Origin of the sequence: Pseudomonas sp. LFM046, assembly GCF_000949385.2 — a bacterium.
Lineage (GTDB): Bacteria > Pseudomonadota > Gammaproteobacteria > Pseudomonadales > Pseudomonadaceae > Metapseudomonas.
This window is the reverse complement of the sequence record NZ_JYKO02000001.1, coordinates 4,705,384-4,721,121: the sequence shown is the minus strand read 5'-3', so window position 1 is coordinate 4,721,121 and position 15,738 is coordinate 4,705,384. Positions and strand designations below refer to the sequence as shown.

Below are 15,738 nucleotides of genomic sequence, written 5' to 3'. Positions count from 1 at the left end.
TGGAATGCGCCTTCTGATCTGGTGCCTGCTATTGGTGCCGGCGCTCGCCGGAGCCGAGATTTACCGTTGGACTGATGCCCAGGGTCAGGTGCATTTCAGCGAAACACCCCGACAGGGCGCCGAACAGGTCATCGTGAAACCCCAGGTCATTGAGCGGGATCAGGCAACCCGGGACCGCGAAGCGCGCACGGCCAAGGTATTCGACGCGCGTCGGGAAGAGCATAAAGTCGCCGCAAGCGAGGCAGCGCAGGCACGAGCGGAGCAGCAGAAGCGCTGTAGCGAGTACCGCGAGCAGCAGGAACAGTTGAACCACAGCGGATCGTTCTACCATCTGGATCAACGCGGTGAGCGTCAGTACTACACTGATGAGCAGGTCGAGGCCTTCCGTCGCCAACTCGCTGAGCGCGTGGCTCGTGAATGCAAGTGAAGGTTGGTCTGGGACGGCAATACGTCCATACTAAAGTGCCATCAATAGCGATTTGATATCATGCCCAGCAAGCGCCGTATCGAACGCCATCAGCTTCCTTATTACCTGAAGGTGTTCAATCGCATCACCGACAAGCCCATGGGGTATCTGGGCAATGTCTCCATGGACGGCCTGATGCTGATCAGCCAGCTGCCCATGCTGGTGGATGCGCGCTTCGACATGCGCCTGAAGATACCGGGCAAGGATGGGCAGTTGCATTTCATCGACTTCTATGCGACCTGCCACTGGTGCCACGAGGACGTTACGCCCGGGCACTACGATTCCGGCTTCTCCCTGATCGCCCCGCCAGCGGAGTACGCCGACCTCATCGATGCACTGCGTTTCTATTTCAGCTTTCGCCCTTTGGCCGCCTCGGCCTGAGTCTGCCTGAAAAAAAGCCGGGAGTCGGTCTCACCTATTTCCGCAGATCAAAGAAAAAGGCGCCAGATGGCGCCTTTTTCGCAGCAGTTCCCCTCAGGGGCGGATTTCGATCAGGGTGCCGTCCTTCACCAGGCTCCAGATCTCGCGCATGTCCGAGTTTTTCATGGCGATACAGCCCTCGGTCCAGTCCAGGGTGTGGAAGTACCACTCCGGGTATTCATCATCCAGCGGGGTGCCGTGGATCATGATCATGCCGCCGGGCGACACGCCCTTCTCCTGGGCCTTGGCGGCGTCGCGGGCGTTGGGATAGGAGATGTGCATGGCGAGGTTGAACTTGTCGCTGGTCTTGCGCCAGTCGATCCAGTAGAAGCCTTCCGGGGTGCGCTGGTCGCCTTCGCGCAGCTTGGGGCCGCTGGGTTGCTTGCCCAGGGAAATGCGATAGGACTTGAGGATGTCGCCACGGTTCATCAGGAGCAGCTTGCGCTCTGACTTCACCACCAGGACCTTGTCGATGGACTTTCCACCCAGGGACGGCGCCGCGCTTGCCTGGGCGAAAGCGGCAAGGCTCATGGAAAGGACAACTAGCAACCAGCGCATCGGAACAGCATCCCCACAGTGTTCAATTAAGCAGAATAGCGGTCAGGCTTTTTTGTAGTAGGCCAGCAACGGCGCCAGCGGCTCGTTGCGCACCGGGAAGACCTGCCCGGCGCGGTCGGCGAAGTAGCATTCTAAGGTACGGCCGACAGTCGGAAAAGCCAGCTCCGACCAGGGAATATCCCGTTCGTGGAACAGTCGGACTTCCAGGCTTTCGTCGCCGGCGGCGAAGTCCAGGTCCACCAGTTCGGCACGGAAGAAGGTGTAGACCTGGCTGATGTGGGGCAGGTCGAAGAGGGTATAGAGGCTGAGGTTGCGCACCCGGGCGCAGGCTTCCTCGAGGGTTTCACGGGTGGCGGCCTGCTCCATGGTCTCGCCGTTCTCCATGAAACCGGCCGGCAGGGTCCAGTAGCCCTTGCGCGGGTCGATGGCGCGGCGGCAGAGCAGCACCTGCTCGCCCCACACCGGCAGGCAACCGGCGACGATGCGCGGGTTCTGATAATGGATGGTGTGGCAGTTGTCACACACGTAGCGCAGGCGGCTGTCGCCGTCGGGGATGCGCTGGACGACCGGTCCGCCGCACTGGCTGCAGAATTTCATCGTGGTTCCTCGGGGTCAGGCGACCATCTTGGCGCGGCACGGTGTCGCACGGCAAGCAGCGACCGGGACCCAACCAAAGGCGGTGAATGATGCGACCTGTCGGTCCGGGGGTTGGGCGGTCCAGTGGTTCATGCCATGATGCCCGGCAGTCGAGAACAACGAGAATGTCCATGCTGGATGACCTGCTCCGTCGCGTGCAGAGCTACTCCCCGAGAACCTTGGAGGCTGATCGCGATTTCCCCGAAGCCGCGGTGCTGGTGCCCATCACTCGCAGCGACGAACCGGAGCTGATCCTGACCCTGCGTGCCAGCGGGCTGTCCACCCACGGCGGCGAAGTTGCCTTCCCGGGCGGCCGCCGCGATCCCGAGGATGCGGACCTGATTCGCACGGCCCTGCGCGAGGCGGAAGAGGAGGTGGGGCTGCCCCCCGGTCTGGTGGAAATCATCGGCCCCCTCAGCCCCTTGGTGTCCCGCCATGGCATCAAGGTCACCCCCTTTGTGGGACTGGTTCCGGACTTCGTCCAGTACCGGGCCAATCATGGTGAGATCGACTCCGTTTTCAGCGTGCCGCTGGAGTTCTTCCGCGACGACCCGCGCCAGATGACCCACCGCATCGACTACCTCGGCCGCAGTTGGTACGTGCCCTGCTACCAGTTCGGCGAATACAAGATCTGGGGCCTGACCGCGATCATGGTCGTGGAACTGGTCAACCTGGTCTACGACGCCGGGATCGAGATGTCCCGCGCGCCCGAGAGCTTTGTAAAACTCAAATAAGCCCCGTTAGGAGCGCCTGATGAAATACCGCCTTGGAACCGCCCAGGTCGACGCCCACCCTGATAGCTGGACTGCCCCCACCGCCACCCTGGTGGGCAAGGTGCGCCTGGACGCCGGCGCCAGTGTCTGGTTCGGCGCCGTACTGCGCGGGGACAATGAGCTGATCCACATTGGCGAGAACAGCAATGTCCAGGACGGCACCGTGATGCACACCGACATGGGCTATCCGCTGAATATCGGCCGCTCCGTCACCATCGGCCACAACGCCATGCTCCACGGCTGCTCGGTGGGCGACTTCAGCCTGATTGGCATCAACGCGGTGGTGCTCAACGGCGCGAAGATTGGCAAGTACTGCATCATCGGCGCCAATGCGCTGATCCCAGAAGGCAAGGAAATTCCCGACGGTTCGCTGGTCATGGGCTCGCCCGGCAAGGTGGTGCGTGAGCTGACCGAGCAGCAAAAGAAGATGCTCGAGGCCAGCGCCGCCCACTATGTGCACAACGCCCAGCGCTACGCCCGCGACCTGGCGGAGCAGGACGACTGATGGATGTTGAGCGCCCCGTCCGCTCCCCCTGCGTGCAGGTCTGCGTGCTGGACGACCATGACATTTGCAGCGGCTGCCAGCGCACCGCTGATGAAATCACCCGTTGGGGCCGGATGGATAATGCCGAGCGCCGCGAAGTCCTGGCACGCTGTTTCGAGCGCGCCAAGGCCAGCGGCTTGTTCATCACGCCCCCGACCCAGGCTTCTTGAATCCCCGAGGAAATGACATGCCCCGTATTGGAACCCCCTTGTCGCCCAGCGCGACCCGCGTACTGCTGTGCGGCTCCGGCGAGCTCGGCAAGGAGGTGGCGATCGAACTGCAGCGCCTCGGCTGCGAAGTGATTGCCGTCGACCGTTACGCTGATGCTCCGGCCATGCAAGTGGCCCATCGCAGCCACGTGATCAGCATGCTGGACGGTGCCGCCCTGCGCGCCGTGATCGAGCAGGAGAAGCCGCACTACATCGTGCCGGAGATCGAGGCCATTGCCACCGCGACGCTTGTGGAGCTGGAGGCTGAAGGTTTCACCGTGGTGCCCACCGCCCGTGCCGCGCAGCTGACCATGAATCGCGAAGGCATCCGCCGCCTCGCCGCCGAGGAGCTGGGCCTGCCCACTTCGCCCTTCCACTTCGCCGACACGTTCGAAGACTACAGCGCCGCCGTGGCCAGCGTGGGTTACCCCTGTGTGGTCAAGCCGATCATGAGTTCCTCGGGCAAGGGCCAGTCGGTGCTCAAGTCCGACGCCGACCTCAAGGCCGCCTGGGATTACGCCCAGGAGGGCGGTCGCGCTGGCAAGGGCCGGGTCATCGTCGAAGGCTTCATCGACTTCGACTACGAGATCACCCTGCTCACCGTGCGCCATATCGGCGGCACCAGCTTCTGCGCCCCCATCGGCCATCGTCAGGTGAAGGGTGACTACCACGAATCCTGGCAGCCCCAGGCCATGAGCCCGAAGGCCCTGGCCGAGTCCGAACGTGTCGCCCAGGCGGTCACCGAGGCCCTGGGTGGCCGCGGTCTGTTTGGCGTCGAACTGTTCATCAAGGGCGACCAGGTGTGGTTCAGCGAAGTCTCGCCGCGCCCCCACGACACCGGCCTCGTGACCCTGATCTCCCAGGACCTGTCCGAATTCGCCCTGCACGCCCGGGCCATCCTCGGTCTGCCGATCCCGGCAATCCGCCAGACGGGCCCGTCGGCTTCGGCGGTGATCCTGGTGGAGGGCAAGTCCAGCCAGGTCAGCTTCGGCAACCTGGGCGCCGCCCTCAGCGAGCCCGATACCGCGCTGCGCCTGTTCGGCAAGCCGGAAGTGGACGGCCAGCGCCGCATGGGCGTGGCCCTGGCGCGGGATGAGTCCACTGACCTGGCGCGGGCCAAGGCAGCCCGTTCGGCCCAGGCGGTCGACGTCCAGCTGTGAGCCACCTGGCCACGCTGTGCTGGTGGGTAGCGGCGTTGCCGCTGCTGCCCCTGGCATTGCCCATGGCCGTACATACCCGTCGCACCGCCCTGCGCCTGGCGCCCGCCGCCGGCCCTGAGCGCGGTGTGGCAGGGGGCGGGTTCGATGGCGAGCCCCTGCGTCTTCTTCTGATCGGTGAATCCACCGTCGCCGGCGTTGGGGCTTCCTGCCTGGACTACGCCCTCGCCGGCCAACTGGCCTCTTCCCTTGCGGCTCGCTTGAAGCGGCCGGTGGCCTGGCGTGCGTGCGGCGAGAACGGCATCACCGCCGGCGAAGCCTTGGAGCGCCTGCTGCCCCAGGTGGCAGACGAGCCCGCTGACTGGGTGCTGCTGGTCTTCGGCGTCAACGACACCACGCATTTCAGCTCCAGCCGGCGCTGGCGGGCTTCTCTGGCGGGCCTGGCCCGGCATTTCGCCGGTCGGGGTGTGCGGGTCGCCTTCTCCGGCGTGCCGCCGCTGGAGCATTTCAGCGCCTTGCCCTGGTTGCTGCGTCGCTTGCTCGGCTGGCGCGCACGTCTGTTGGATCGCCAACTGCACGAACTGGCCCGGAAAGAGGGGTGGGATTGTCACGCCACCCGTCTGGACATGCGCCCGGAGTTCCTGGCGCTGGATGGCTATCACCCTTCGACGCTTGGCTATCGGGTCTGGGGCGAGGCGCTGGCAGAGCGGTTCGCCGCTGTGGCGTTGCCGCCTCGGAAGGCAAAGGGGCTGGCGATCGGTCTTGGCGCGTGAGGTTGAGGTCCGCCAGACCCGCCGCTAGGCCTTTGGCGTAAGGCCTGCGCGCCAGGCAAGCACGCGCTGCACACGGTTTTCGCCGGACTGGAGGATTTCCAGGCGGTAGGGGCCGACCTTGAGACAGACGCTGCAGTCGGGAATCTGCTCCAGGGCCTCGGTGATCAGGCCGTTGAGCGTCTTGGGGCCGTCGCAGGGCAGGTGCCAGCCCAACACCCGGTTCAGCTCCCGAAGGTGCAGCGCGCCGTCCAGTTCGTAGCGGCCGTCGTCGCGGGACTGGATGCCCGGATTGGGGGCGAAGTCTTCCAGGCTGCCGAATTCGCCCACCAGTTCCTGGAAGATGTCCTCCAGGCTGACCAGGCCGACCACGTCACCGTATTCGTCGACCACGATGCCGAGGCGGCGCTTCTGCTTCTGGAAGTTCACCAGTTGCGTCAGCAGGGGCGTGCTTTCCGGCACGAAGTAGGTTTCCCGGCTCACCGCCATCAGCATCTCGGCAGTGGGCGTCCCTTCGGCCAGCAGGCGAGCCAGCTGGCGCAGGTGGAGGATGCCTTCGATCTGGTTGATGTCTTCGCGATAGAGCGGCAGGCGTGTGTGGGTGGCGTTCTGCAGCTGGGCGAGGAGTTCGTCCGGCGAGGCATCCAGGTCGATGCCCTGGATCTCGCTGCGGGGAATCATGATGGCGCTGACGGTGACCCGCTGCAGGGAGTCGCTCACCGCCACCGGTAGTCGGGACTGTGGCTGGATTTCCACGCCATTGCGGCGCCGGGTTGCGAGCCACGCGACCAGCGCGCCGGCTACCAGGGAGAGGGTGATTCCGAGGAGGAGGCCGGCGAGCAGTCCGTGCATGGGGTCGTCAGACGTGAAGGATGAATTCGCGGACCAGCTTGCTGCCGAAATACGCCAGCATCAACAGGCAGAAACCCGCCAGGGTCCAGCGGATGGCCTTGTGCCCGCGCCAGCCGAGCTGATGGCGGCCCCAGAGCAGGACACCGAACACGACCCAGGCAATGCAGGACAGGATGGTCTTGTGCGCCAGGTGCTGGGCGAACAGGTTATCGACGAACAGCCAGCCGGAAATCAGCGACAGCGAGAGCAGGCCCCAGCCCGCCCAGAGGAAGCTGAACAGCAGGCTTTCCATGGTCTGCAGGGCAGGGAAGTTCTTGATCAGGCCGGACGGGTGCTTGTGTTTGAGCTGGTGGTCCTGCAGGAGCAGCAACAAGGCCTGGAACACGGCCATCGTGAGCAGGCCGTAGGCCAGGATCGACAGCAGGATGTGCGCGAGGATGCCTGGCTCTTCATCGATGGCCTGGGAGGTGCCGCCGGGCACCAGCGCCGCCGCCAGCACCGTCAGGGCGCCGAGTGGGAGCAGCAGGAGCAGAAGGTTCTCGATGGGAATCCGAGCGCTGGCCACGATGGTCAGCAGGATCACCGCGGCGGCGATCAGGCTGGCCGCATTGAAGAAGTCCAGATAGAGCCCGGCGGGGGTCAGCAACTGGAGGACGAGTGCGGCGCAATGGGCGAGCAGGGCCAGGCCGCTGCCGAGGATCAGCAGGCGCTTGTCCGGCGTGATGCGCTGGCTGAGGCGAAGGCCCTGGTAACCAGTGGTGCCCGCATAGAGGAATGCAGCCAGGAGGCTGGGCAGCAGAGGGTGCATAAGTCCTTGTAAGGCAAGCCCGAAAGGCAGTGAGTGTGGCATACATGCCCTGCCGGTGAAAGACCGCTGGCGGTGTCGGTGGCGCCGACACTTCGTTATACTCCGCCGCCTGCAGCAAGCTCAGCCGGGGCTCAAGAGAGCCCGAAAGGAACGTGCATGTTTGAAAACCTAACCGACCGCCTCTCACAGACGCTGCGCCATGTCACCGGCAAGGCCAAGCTGACCGAGGACAACATCAAGGACACCCTGCGTGAAGTGCGCATGGCCCTGCTCGAGGCCGACGTCGCCCTGCCGGTGGTGAAGGACTTCGTCAACAAGATCAAGGACCGTGCGGTCGGTACCGAGGTTTCCAAGAGCCTGACCCCCGGCCAGGCTTTCGTGAAGATCGTCCAGGCCGAGCTGGTGGAGCTGATGGGCGCCGCCAACGAGGACCTGGCGCTGAATGCCGCTCCGCCGGCGGTGATCCTGATGGCTGGCCTGCAGGGTGCGGGCAAGACCACCACCGTGGGCAAGCTGGCGCGCTTCCTCAAGGAGCGCAAGAAGAAAACCGTGCTGGTGGTATCGGCGGACGTTTACCGCCCCGCTGCGATCAAGCAGCTGGAAACCCTGGCCAATGACATCGGCGTCACCTTCTTCCCCTCCGACACCAGCCAGAAGCCGGTGGACATCGCCCAGTCGGCGATCCGCGAAGCCAAGCTGAAGTTCATTGATGTCGTCATCGTCGACACCGCCGGTCGCCTGCACGTCGACGCCGAGATGATGGACGAGATCAAGCACGTCCACGCCGCCATCAAGCCGGTGGAAACGCTGTTCGTGGTCGACGCCATGACCGGTCAGGACGCCGCCAACACCGCCAAGGCCTTCAATGACGCCCTGCCGCTGACCGGCGTGGTGCTGACCAAGGTCGACGGCGACGCCCGTGGCGGTGCCGCTCTCTCGGTCCGCGCCATCACCGGCAAGCCGATCAAATTCCTCGGCATGGGCGAGAAGACCGAAGCCCTCGACCCCTTCCACCCGGACCGCGTCGCCTCGCGCATCCTCGGTATGGGTGACGTGCTCAGCCTGATCGAACAGGCCGAGCAGAACATGGACCGGGAGAAGGCCGAGAAGCTCGCCAAGAAGATCAAGAAGGGCAAGGGTTTCGACCTGGAAGACTTCCGCGACCAGCTGCAGCAGATGAAGAGCATGGGCGGCCTCGGCAGCCTGATGGACAAGCTGCCCATGCTTGGCGGCGTCAACCTGGCGCAGATGGGCAACGCACAGAACGCGGCGGAGAAGCAGTTCAAGCAGATGGAGGCGATCATCAACTCCATGACCCCTGCCGAACGCCGCGATCCGGAAATGATCAGCGGCTCGCGCAAACGCCGTATCGCGCTGGGCTCCGGCACCCAGGTGCAGGACGTCGGCCGTCTCATCAAGCAGCATAAACAGATGCAGAAGATGATGAAGAAGGTCACCGCCAAGGGCGGCATGGCCAAGATGATGCGCGGCATGGGCAGCATGTTCCCCGGCGGCATGCCGAAGATGTGAGCTGGGCCGCCGACCGGCGGCCTCTAAAAAGAGATTTGCAATCGGCCGGATAATCCTTAGAATATGCGGCCTTTCGGGCCCATGGCCCATGCTTGAAAAGCACCGACTATAGGAACGAAGTTCAATGGTAACCATCCGTCTTGCCCGTGGCGGCTCCAAGAAGCGCCCCTTCTACCACCTGACCGTGACCAACAGCCGCAACGCGCGCGACGGTCGCTTCGTAGAGCGCATCGGTTTCTTCAACCCGGTTGCCCAGGGTGCTGAAGTGAAGCTCTCCGTAAACCAGGAGCGCGTCAGCTACTGGCTGAGCCAGGGCGCCCAGCCGTCTGAGCGTGTTGCTCAGCTGCTGAAGGAAGCTGCCAAGGCTGCTGCCTAAGCATCTTTTATGAGCACGACGCCGGCCGCCGCCGACGAACTCATCGTTCTCGGCAAGATTTTCTCGGTGCACGGCGTACGTGGCGAGGTGAAGGTCTACTCCTTCACCGATCCGCTGGATAACGTGCTCGATTACCGCCGTTGGACGCTCAAGCGTGACGACGAGGTAAAGCAGGTCGAAGTCGCCAGCGGACGTGTGCACGGCAAGGTCCTGGTGGTGAAGCTGAAGGGGTTGGTCGATCGCGAAATCGCGCGAACCTACGCAGGTTTTGAAATCTGTGTCCCCGCCAGCGAGCTGCCGGAACTCGACGATGACGAGTTCTACTGGCACCAGTTGGAAGGTCTCAATGTGATCAACCAGGACGGGCAATTGCTCGGCCGCATCGATCACCTGCTGGAGACCGGCGCCAACGATGTGATGGTGGTCAAGCCCTGCGCTGGAAGCCTGGATGATCGCGAACGCCTGTTGCCCTACACGGAGCAGTGCGTGCAGTCGATCGACCTGGAAGCCGGCGAGATACGGGTGGATTGGGACGTTGATTTCTGAGGGCCTGACATGAAAAGCATGCAGGTCGAAGTCATCAGCATCTTTCCCGAGATGTTCGCCGCCATCAGTGAGTACGGCATCACCAGCCGTGCGGTGAAGCAGGGGCTGCTCAAGCTCAACTGCTGGAATCCGCGGAGCTTCACCGAGGACCGCCACCAGACGGTGGATGACCGGCCCTTCGGCGGTGGCCCCGGCATGGTGATGAAGATCCAGCCCCTGGAACGGGCCCTGGCGGCAGCCAAGGCAGCGACGGGGGAGAAGGCGAAGGTGATCTACCTCTCGCCGCAGGGGCGCCAGTTGAAACAGGCGGCCGTGCGCGAGCTGGCGAACGAGGAAGCATTGATCCTCATCGCCGGGCGCTACGAAGGCATCGACGAACGCTTCATTGAGGAGCACGTCGATGAGGAATGGTCGATTGGCGACTACGTCCTGTCCGGCGGTGAGCTGCCGGCCATGGTGCTGATCGATGCGGTGACGCGGTTGTTGCCCGGCGCGCTGGGCCACGCGGACTCCGCCGAGGAGGACTCCTTTACGGACGGCCTGCTCGATTGCCCGCACTACACTCGTCCGGAGTTGTATGCAGGCAAGCGTGTTCCTGAGGTGCTGCTCAGTGGCAACCACGAACACATCCGGCGATGGCGTTTGCAGCAGGCGCTTGGGCGCACCTGGGAACGTCGGGCTGATCTTCTGGATTGCCGCTCGCTTTCTGGAGAAGAGAAAAAGCTGCTGGAGGAATACATCCGCCAGCGGAACGATAGTTAACGTATCGATGGCACGCCCAGAAGGCCTGCCTTAGGAGCACAGCGATGACCAACAAGATCATTCAGCAACTCGAAGCTGAACAAATGAACAAAGAGATTCCGGCGTTCGCCCCAGGCGACACCGTAATCGTTCAAGTGAAAGTGAAGGAAGGCGACCGTTCCCGTCTGCAGGCTTTCGAAGGTGTGGTCATCGCTAAGCGTAACCGCGGCCTGAACAGCGCCTTCACCGTTCGCAAGATCTCCAACGGCGTTGGTGTAGAGCGTACCTTCCAGACCTACTCCCCGCTGGTTGACAGCCTGAGCGTCAAGCGCCGCGGCGACGTGCGCAAGGCCAAGCTGTACTACCTCCGCGACCTGTCCGGCAAGGCAGCTCGTATCAAGGAAAAGCTGGTTTAATCGCCCAGCTTTCCCGAAAAACCCGCCCAGGTTCGCCTCGGCGGGTTTTTTCTTGCCTGTACGCGGTGGATAGTCCGCGTCCTTTTCCTGCCCGTCCCGGCAGCGCACAAGAACCACAAGATTCGCCGCGCCCGTGGCAGCCACATGGTTTTCTTCAGGTAGTAGTGGCATGACCCCGAGAGAGCAAGAAATCGCCCGGCGGACCGAGCTGTCCGAAAGCCGGGTGACCAAGGCGGTGTTTCCGCCCAACACCAACCATCACAACACCCTGTTCGGCGGCACCGCGCTAGCCTGGATGGATGAGGTGTCCTTCATTGCAGCCACGCGCTTCTGCCGCCTGCCGCTGGTAACTGTCTCCAGCGACCGCATCGACTTCAAACACTCGATCCCCGCGGGTTCCATCGTTGAACTGGTGGGTCGCGTGGTGAAGGTGGGCAACACCAGCCTCAAAGTGGAAGTGGAGGTGTTCGTCGAGGACATGTACAGCGCCACCCGCGAGAAGGCCATTACCGGCCTGTTCAGTTTCGTCGCTATCGATGCGGACAAGCGCCCGGTGCAGGTGCTGCCGGAGTTTCCCCAGGCGACCGACGCCGCATGAATGAAAAAGGCACCCGTTGGGTGCCTTGTTCATTTCCGCGCTGGATCATTGGCGCAGGCTGATCTTCAGCGACGCCTGGGACAGGTCGATGTTGCTCAGCGTCAGACTGCCGAAGCTCTGATCTTGCGGCGCCCCGGCGACGCGAATGTTCTCGAAGCGCAGCTCGCCGATGGAGCTGGGCAGGCGCAGGTTCACTGAACCGTCCGGGTTGACCACCGAGGTCAGCCGGCTGGTGTCGTAGGTCACGTCCTTCATCGAGGTTTCTGCATCGAGGCTGTCCAGCACCGGCATCACCAGTCGCGCCAGTTGCTTGACCGCCCCCAGCCCGTCGCCGCTCTCCGCCTGGAGGAACAGGCCCTGCAGCACGTCGTCCAGCCCCTGGGCGCTGACAGTGCTCATTTCCTGGTCGGACAGGGGGCGCAACCCCTTCGGCGTCTCCTGGCGGCTGATGCTGGCGGGTGGCTGCAGACGCTGGATATCGGCACTGGCCATCTGAAAGGGGCTCATCAACGCGGCCACGAGCGTAGCCGCCAGACGCAGATTGCTCTGTTTCTTCAGGGCCCGGGTCAGTTGCTTCTGGGTCAGCAGGCCTTGCGCTATCAGTACTTCACCCAGCCGCATCTTGCTGGTGAGCTGCATCGTGATCGCGGCATCCAACTGCTGGGGCGTGATCAGACCCTTGATGATAAGGATCTGCCCCAGGCGGGAATTCATTTGGTTGGCCATGTTCCGGTACCGGCATTGGGTGATATCAAGGTGAAATCATCCACGGCCAGCCCGATCCTGTCACCAGACTAAGGATAGGCTGGCCATGCCGCCCGTCAGTGTGATTGGGCCAGTGTGCGATCAGCGGTAGCACCGGTCTGGGCCCGTGTTTCGATCAGGGACACCAGGGGCCAGTCATTCTCCGGTGTGAAGTCCAGGGGCTGCCCGGCGAGATGCACCCAGCCGCACCGATACCCCCAGGCTCAGCAGGATGGGGTGTTCGCTCATCGGAAGTCCTTGTCATGGGTGAATCGGCTACAGCGCTATGAAAGACTAGCGCCCTGCACAGACAAGGCCGTTACTCATGCCCGCGCTAGACCATCCCCTTATCGACCGCTTCCTCGACAGCCTCTGGCTGGAGAAGGGCCTTTCCGCCCATACCCGCTCCGCCTACCGCAGCGACCTCGCGCATTTCAACGGCTGGCTCGACGAACGTGGGCTGGCCCTGGACAGGGCAGGGCGCGACCTGATCCTCGACCATCTGGCCTGGCGCCTGGAGCAGGGCTACAAGGCCCGCTCCACCGCGCGTTTCCTCTCCGGTCTGCGCGGTTTCTATCGCTTCCTGCTGCGGGAGAACCTGATCACTGAAGACCCGACCCTGCAAGTGGACCTGCCGCAGATCGGCCGGCCGCTGCCCAAGTCACTGTCTGAGGCCGATGTGGAGGCCCTGCTGGAAGCCCCGGAGCTGGACGACCCCATCGGCCTGCGCGACCGCGCGATGCTCGAAGTCCTCTACGCCTGCGGCCTGCGGGTAACCGAGCTGGTGAGCCTGACCCTCGAGCAGGTCAACCTTCGTCAGGGCGTGATCAAGGTCTTCGGCAAGGGCAGCAAGGAGCGTCTGGTGCCGCTTGGCGAGGAAGCCATCGCCTGGCTGGAGCGCTATCAGCGGGAAGCGCGCCCGTTCCTCCTCGACGGCAAGCCCAGCGATGTGCTCTTCCCCAGCCTGCGCGGCGAGCAGATGACGCGCCAGACCTTCTGGCATCGCATCAAGCACCAGGCGCAGGTGGCCGGGATCAGCAAAGCCCTCTCCCCCCACACCCTGCGCCACGCCTTCGCCACCCACCTGCTCAACCACGGCGCCGACCTGCGGGTGGTGCAGATGCTGCTGGGCCACAGCGACCTGTCCACCACCCAGATCTACACCCACATCGCCCGGGCCCGTCTGCAGGAGCTCCATGCCCGCCACCATCCCCGGGGTTGAGCTGGAGCGGGTCACTTCGCGGCCCGCTTCGCAATCGTTCAGCCACCGACACAATCCGCCTGGCGCACGGCGTCTGCGGGCCCAGGCTTCTGTGTTAGGCTTGAACGGTTTCCCGTACGTCCGCCGCTCGACAGGAGTACCCATGCGCGCGACCCGTGTTATCGCCGGCCTGGCCATCGGCCTCGCCAGCACCCTCAGCTTCGCAGACGACCCGGACCAGGCTATCCGCAAGACCCTCGACACCCTGCAGCTCGGCCTGCCCGTCGAGTCCATCGGTGAAAGCCCGATCACCGGCGTCTACCAGGTCCAGCTCAAGGGCGGCCGTATGCTCTACACCAGCGCCGACGGCCAGTATCTGATGCAGGGCTACCTCTATCACGTGCAGAACGGCAAGCCGGTGAACCTCACCGAGCAGGCTGAAAGCCGCTCCATCGCCAAGGAAATCAACGCCATTCCCGTGAAGGACATGGTGGTGTTCTCGCCCAAGGAGCCGGCCAAGGCCCATATCACTGTCTTCACCGACACCGATTGCGGTTACTGCCAGAAGCTGCACAGCGAAGTGCCCGAGCTGAACCGCCGCGGCATTGAAGTGCGCTACGTCGCCTTCCCGCGCCAGGGCATTGGTAGCCACGGTTACAACAGCCTGGTCAGCGTCTGGTGCAGCAAGGACCGTCAGGCAGCCATGAACAAGGCCAAGTCCCGCCAGGAACTGCCGCAGGCGACCTGTGATAACCCGGTGGCCAAGCAGTTCGAACTGGGCCAGTTGATCGGCGTTAACGGCACTCCGGCGATCGTGCTGGGCAATGGCCAGATGATTCCGGGCTACCAGCCGGCCCCGCAGCTGGCGAAACTTGCCCTGGAGGCCAAGTAATCCGGGCACCTGCCTCGATTGACCAATATTCGGCCGCTTCGTAAAGTGCGGCTCTTTTCCTCGGCCGGGACACTCCCGGCCGTTTTCGCAGTGATGATGGGGAGTTCAGCGTGAAGCCGGTAAAAGTAGGCATCTGTGGCCTGGGGACCGTCGGTGGCGGCACCTTCAACGTACTCAAACGCAACGCCGAGGAGATTGCCCGCCGTGCCGGGCGTGGAATCGAGGTTGCCCAGATTGCTGCTCGTCGTCCCAACCCGAAGTGTGAAACCGGCGCCACCCCCATCACCGCCGACATCTTCGACGTGGCCAACAACCCGGAAATCGACATCGTCATCGAGCTGATCGGTGGCTACACCCAGGCCCGTGAACTGGTGCTGAAGGCCATCGAGAACGGCAAGCACGTGGTCACCGCGAACAAGGCGCTGATCGCCGTGCACGGCAACGAGATCTTCGCCAAGGCCCGCGAGAAGGGCGTCATGGTCGCCTTCGAGGCTGCCGTCGCTGGCGGCATCCCGGTGATCAAGGCGATCCGCGAAGGCCTCTCGGCCAACCGCATCAACTGGCTGGCCGGCATCATCAACGGCACCGGCAACTTCATCCTCACCGAGATGCGTGAGAAAGGCCGCGCCTTCGAGGACGTGCTGAAGGAAGCCCAGGCCCTGGGCTATGCCGAAGCCGATCCGACCTTCGACGTCGAAGGCATCGACGCCGCCCACAAGCTGACCATCCTGGCGTCCATCGCCTTCGGCATCCCGCTGCAGTTCGACAAGGCCTACACCGAAGGCATCTCGAAGCTCACCAGTGCCGACGTCAACTATGCCGAGGCGCTGGGCTACCGCATCAAGCACCTGGGCGTGGCCCGTCGCACCGACAGCGGCTTCGAACTGCGCGTGCACCCGACCCTGATCCCGGCCGACCGCCTGATCGCCAACGTCAATGGCGTGATGAACGCCGTGATGGTCAATGGCGACGCCGCTGGCAGCACCCTTTACTACGGCGCCGGTGCCGGCATGGAAGCCACCGCTTCTGCCGTGGTCGCCGACGTGGTGGACGTGGTCCGTGCCCTGACCACCGACCCGGAAAACCACGTGCCGCACCTGGCCTTCCAGCCGCATTCCCTGTCCGACCACCCGATCCTGCCGATCGAAGCCTGCGAAAGCGCCTATTACCTGCGCATCCAGGCCAAGGATCATCCGGGCGTGCTGGCGCAGGTCGCGACCATCCTGTCGGAGCGCGGCATCAACATCGAATCCATCATGCAGAAAGAAGTCGAAGAGCAGGACGGCCTGGTGCCGATGATCCTGGTTACCCACCGGGTCGTCGAGGCGCGCGTCAACGACGCCATCGCCGCGCTGGAAGCTCTGGAAGACGTGGTAGGCAGCGTAGTGCGCATCCGCGTCGAGCAACTGAACTAAGCAGCCGCCGGGGCCGGTGCGACCGCGGAGGGGCGATCCCCCGGAGCGGCGCACCGGGCCCGGCAGCTCGAAACCAAGGTTTTAAG

20 protein-coding genes and 1 pseudogene are annotated in these 15,738 nt (G+C 63.8%); 16 read left to right on the top strand and 5 right to left on the bottom strand.

The features are described from left to right. Nucleotides 1-4 precede the first annotated feature (4 nt). On the top strand, nt 5-427 hold the full coding sequence (locus tag TQ98_RS21705) for a DUF4124 domain-containing protein (protein WP_044873663.1): 423 nt from the start codon (nt 5-7) through the stop codon (nt 425-427). A gap of 60 nt (nt 428-487) precedes the next feature. Then, a complete protein-coding gene (locus tag TQ98_RS21700; RefSeq protein WP_044873664.1) occupies nt 488-847 on the top strand; it encodes a PilZ domain-containing protein in 360 nt (119 codons plus the stop codon). A gap of 93 nt (nt 848-940) precedes the next feature. Here TQ98_RS21700 and TQ98_RS21695 read toward each other — a convergent pair whose 3' ends face one another. Together TQ98_RS21695 and TQ98_RS21690 are read right to left on the bottom strand one after the other, a co-directional pair. Then, nucleotides 941-1,444: a L,D-transpeptidase family protein gene (locus tag TQ98_RS21695; RefSeq protein WP_044873665.1), complete on the bottom strand. Its 504-nt coding sequence runs from the start codon at nt 1,442-1,444 to the stop codon at nt 941-943. Nucleotides 1,445-1,486: 42 nt separating this feature from the next. Beyond that, nucleotides 1,487-2,041, bottom strand: a complete 555-nt coding sequence (locus TQ98_RS21690) for an NUDIX hydrolase (RefSeq protein ID WP_044873666.1) — start codon at nt 2,039-2,041, stop codon at nt 1,487-1,489. A 170-nt stretch (nt 2,042-2,211) separates the two neighbouring features. Between TQ98_RS21690 and TQ98_RS21685 the strand changes: the two genes are divergently transcribed. Genes TQ98_RS21685 through TQ98_RS21665 form a run of 5 tightly spaced genes read left to right on the top strand, consistent with a single transcriptional unit; the run spans nt 2,212 to nt 5,536 of the window. Next, entirely contained in the window at nt 2,212-2,814 is a 603-nt protein-coding gene (locus tag TQ98_RS21685) for a CoA pyrophosphatase (protein ID WP_044873667.1), read from the top strand. Nucleotides 2,815-2,833: 19 nt separating this feature from the next. Then, nucleotides 2,834-3,358, top strand: a complete 525-nt coding sequence (locus TQ98_RS21680) for a gamma carbonic anhydrase family protein (protein ID WP_044873668.1) — start codon at nt 2,834-2,836, stop codon at nt 3,356-3,358. Next, complete coding sequence (locus TQ98_RS21675) at nt 3,358-3,567, top strand: DUF1289 domain-containing protein (RefSeq protein ID WP_082073264.1); 210 nt, start codon at nt 3,358-3,360, stop codon at nt 3,565-3,567. Before TQ98_RS21680 ends, TQ98_RS21675 begins: the two co-directional genes overlap by 1 nt. Nucleotides 3,568-3,584: 17 nt before the next feature. Continuing rightward, the gene (gene purT, locus TQ98_RS21670; protein WP_044873670.1) at nt 3,585-4,766 is read left to right on the top strand and encodes a formate-dependent phosphoribosylglycinamide formyltransferase; all 1,182 of its coding nucleotides are present in this window, start codon (nt 3,585-3,587) and stop codon (nt 4,764-4,766) included. Then, the gene (locus TQ98_RS21665) at nt 4,763-5,536 is read left to right on the top strand and encodes an SGNH/GDSL hydrolase family protein (protein WP_044873671.1); all 774 of its coding nucleotides are present in this window, start codon (nt 4,763-4,765) and stop codon (nt 5,534-5,536) included. The genes purT and TQ98_RS21665 overlap by 4 nt, the downstream gene beginning before the upstream one ends. A gap of 24 nt (nt 5,537-5,560) precedes the next feature. Here TQ98_RS21665 and TQ98_RS21660 read toward each other — a convergent pair. Both TQ98_RS21660 and ccsA read right to left on the bottom strand, forming a co-directional pair. Continuing rightward, nucleotides 5,561-6,241: pseudogene (locus TQ98_RS21660) on the bottom strand (transporter associated domain-containing protein); the annotation flags it as partial. A 151-nt stretch (nt 6,242-6,392) separates the two neighbouring features. Continuing rightward, nucleotides 6,393-7,193 (bottom strand): cytochrome c biogenesis protein CcsA, encoded by an 801-nt coding sequence (gene ccsA / locus TQ98_RS21655; protein ID WP_044873673.1) that lies wholly within the window; start codon nt 7,191-7,193, stop codon nt 6,393-6,395. A gap of 156 nt (nt 7,194-7,349) precedes the next feature. Between ccsA and ffh the strand changes: the two genes are divergently transcribed. The 6 genes from ffh (at nt 7,350) to TQ98_RS21625 (ending at nt 11,400) form a co-directional block, all read left to right on the top strand. Further along, entirely contained in the window at nt 7,350-8,723 is a 1,374-nt protein-coding gene (ffh, locus tag TQ98_RS21650) for a signal recognition particle protein (RefSeq protein ID WP_044873674.1), read from the top strand. A 124-nt stretch (nt 8,724-8,847) separates the two neighbouring features. After that, nucleotides 8,848-9,099, top strand: coding sequence for a 30S ribosomal protein S16 (gene rpsP / locus TQ98_RS21645; protein WP_044873675.1), 252 nt, complete (start codon nt 8,848-8,850; stop codon nt 9,097-9,099). Nucleotides 9,100-9,108: 9 nt separating this feature from the next. Further along, nucleotides 9,109-9,645 carry a ribosome maturation factor RimM gene (rimM, locus tag TQ98_RS21640; RefSeq protein ID WP_044873676.1) on the top strand — a complete coding sequence of 179 codons (537 nt, stop codon included), beginning with the start codon at nt 9,109-9,111 and terminating at the stop codon, nt 9,643-9,645. 9 nt (nt 9,646-9,654) lie between these two features. Continuing rightward, nucleotides 9,655-10,407 carry a tRNA (guanosine(37)-N1)-methyltransferase TrmD gene (gene trmD / locus TQ98_RS21635; protein WP_044873677.1) on the top strand — a complete coding sequence of 251 codons (753 nt, stop codon included), beginning with the start codon at nt 9,655-9,657 and terminating at the stop codon, nt 10,405-10,407. Between the two features lie 44 nt (nt 10,408-10,451). Then, entirely contained in the window at nt 10,452-10,802 is a 351-nt protein-coding gene (gene rplS / locus TQ98_RS21630) for a 50S ribosomal protein L19 (RefSeq protein ID WP_044873678.1), read from the top strand. A gap of 169 nt (nt 10,803-10,971) precedes the next feature. Beyond that, nucleotides 10,972-11,400, top strand: a complete 429-nt coding sequence (locus TQ98_RS21625; protein WP_044873679.1) for an acyl-CoA thioesterase — start codon at nt 10,972-10,974, stop codon at nt 11,398-11,400. 45 nt (nt 11,401-11,445) lie between these two features. Here TQ98_RS21625 and TQ98_RS21620 read toward each other — a convergent pair whose 3' ends face one another. After that, nucleotides 11,446-12,126: a hypothetical protein gene (locus TQ98_RS21620; RefSeq protein ID WP_044873680.1), complete on the bottom strand. Its 681-nt coding sequence runs from the start codon at nt 12,124-12,126 to the stop codon at nt 11,446-11,448. 343 nt (nt 12,127-12,469) lie between these two features. Here TQ98_RS21620 and xerD point away from each other — a divergent pair, with 343 nt between their 5' ends. From xerD to TQ98_RS21605, 3 genes are all read left to right on the top strand, one after another. Then, nucleotides 12,470-13,366 carry a site-specific tyrosine recombinase XerD gene (gene xerD, locus TQ98_RS21615; RefSeq protein ID WP_044873681.1) on the top strand — a complete coding sequence of 299 codons (897 nt, stop codon included), beginning with the start codon at nt 12,470-12,472 and terminating at the stop codon, nt 13,364-13,366. 142 nt (nt 13,367-13,508) lie between these two features. Then, nucleotides 13,509-14,237, top strand: coding sequence for a thioredoxin fold domain-containing protein (locus tag TQ98_RS21610; protein ID WP_044873682.1), 729 nt, complete (start codon nt 13,509-13,511; stop codon nt 14,235-14,237). Between the two features lie 110 nt (nt 14,238-14,347). Then, nucleotides 14,348-15,652: a homoserine dehydrogenase gene (locus TQ98_RS21605; protein WP_044873683.1), complete on the top strand. Its 1,305-nt coding sequence runs from the start codon at nt 14,348-14,350 to the stop codon at nt 15,650-15,652. Nucleotides 15,653-15,738 lie beyond the last annotated feature (86 nt).

Bases quoted from the DNA above. Each gene is read 5' to 3' on its own strand.
- TQ98_RS21705 (WP_044873663.1), top strand. From the start codon at position 5: ATGCGCCTTCTGATCTGGTGCCTGCTATTGGTGCCGGCGCTCGCCGGA.
- TQ98_RS21700 (WP_044873664.1), top strand. From the start codon at position 488: ATGCCCAGCAAGCGCCGTATCGAACGCCATCAGCTTCCTTATTACCTG.
- TQ98_RS21695 (WP_044873665.1), bottom strand. From the start codon at position 1,444: ATGCGCTGGTTGCTAGTTGTCCTTTCCATGAGCCTTGCCGCTTTCGCC.
- TQ98_RS21690 (WP_044873666.1), bottom strand. From the start codon at position 2,041: ATGAAATTCTGCAGCCAGTGCGGCGGACCGGTCGTCCAGCGCATCCCC.
- TQ98_RS21685 (WP_044873667.1), top strand. From the start codon at position 2,212: ATGCTGGATGACCTGCTCCGTCGCGTGCAGAGCTACTCCCCGAGAACC.
- TQ98_RS21680 (WP_044873668.1), top strand. From the start codon at position 2,834: ATGAAATACCGCCTTGGAACCGCCCAGGTCGACGCCCACCCTGATAGC.
- TQ98_RS21675 (WP_082073264.1), top strand. From the start codon at position 3,358: ATGGATGTTGAGCGCCCCGTCCGCTCCCCCTGCGTGCAGGTCTGCGTG.
- purT (WP_044873670.1), top strand. From the start codon at position 3,585: ATGCCCCGTATTGGAACCCCCTTGTCGCCCAGCGCGACCCGCGTACTG.
- ccsA (WP_044873673.1), bottom strand. From the start codon at position 7,193: ATGCACCCTCTGCTGCCCAGCCTCCTGGCTGCATTCCTCTATGCGGGC.
- ffh (WP_044873674.1), top strand. From the start codon at position 7,350: ATGTTTGAAAACCTAACCGACCGCCTCTCACAGACGCTGCGCCATGTC.
- rpsP (WP_044873675.1), top strand. From the start codon at position 8,848: ATGGTAACCATCCGTCTTGCCCGTGGCGGCTCCAAGAAGCGCCCCTTC.
- rimM (WP_044873676.1), top strand. From the start codon at position 9,109: ATGAGCACGACGCCGGCCGCCGCCGACGAACTCATCGTTCTCGGCAAG.
- trmD (WP_044873677.1), top strand. From the start codon at position 9,655: ATGAAAAGCATGCAGGTCGAAGTCATCAGCATCTTTCCCGAGATGTTC.
- rplS (WP_044873678.1), top strand. From the start codon at position 10,452: ATGACCAACAAGATCATTCAGCAACTCGAAGCTGAACAAATGAACAAA.
- TQ98_RS21625 (WP_044873679.1), top strand. From the start codon at position 10,972: ATGACCCCGAGAGAGCAAGAAATCGCCCGGCGGACCGAGCTGTCCGAA.
- TQ98_RS21620 (WP_044873680.1), bottom strand. From the start codon at position 12,126: ATGGCCAACCAAATGAATTCCCGCCTGGGGCAGATCCTTATCATCAAG.
- xerD (WP_044873681.1), top strand. From the start codon at position 12,470: ATGCCCGCGCTAGACCATCCCCTTATCGACCGCTTCCTCGACAGCCTC.
- TQ98_RS21610 (WP_044873682.1), top strand. From the start codon at position 13,509: ATGCGCGCGACCCGTGTTATCGCCGGCCTGGCCATCGGCCTCGCCAGC.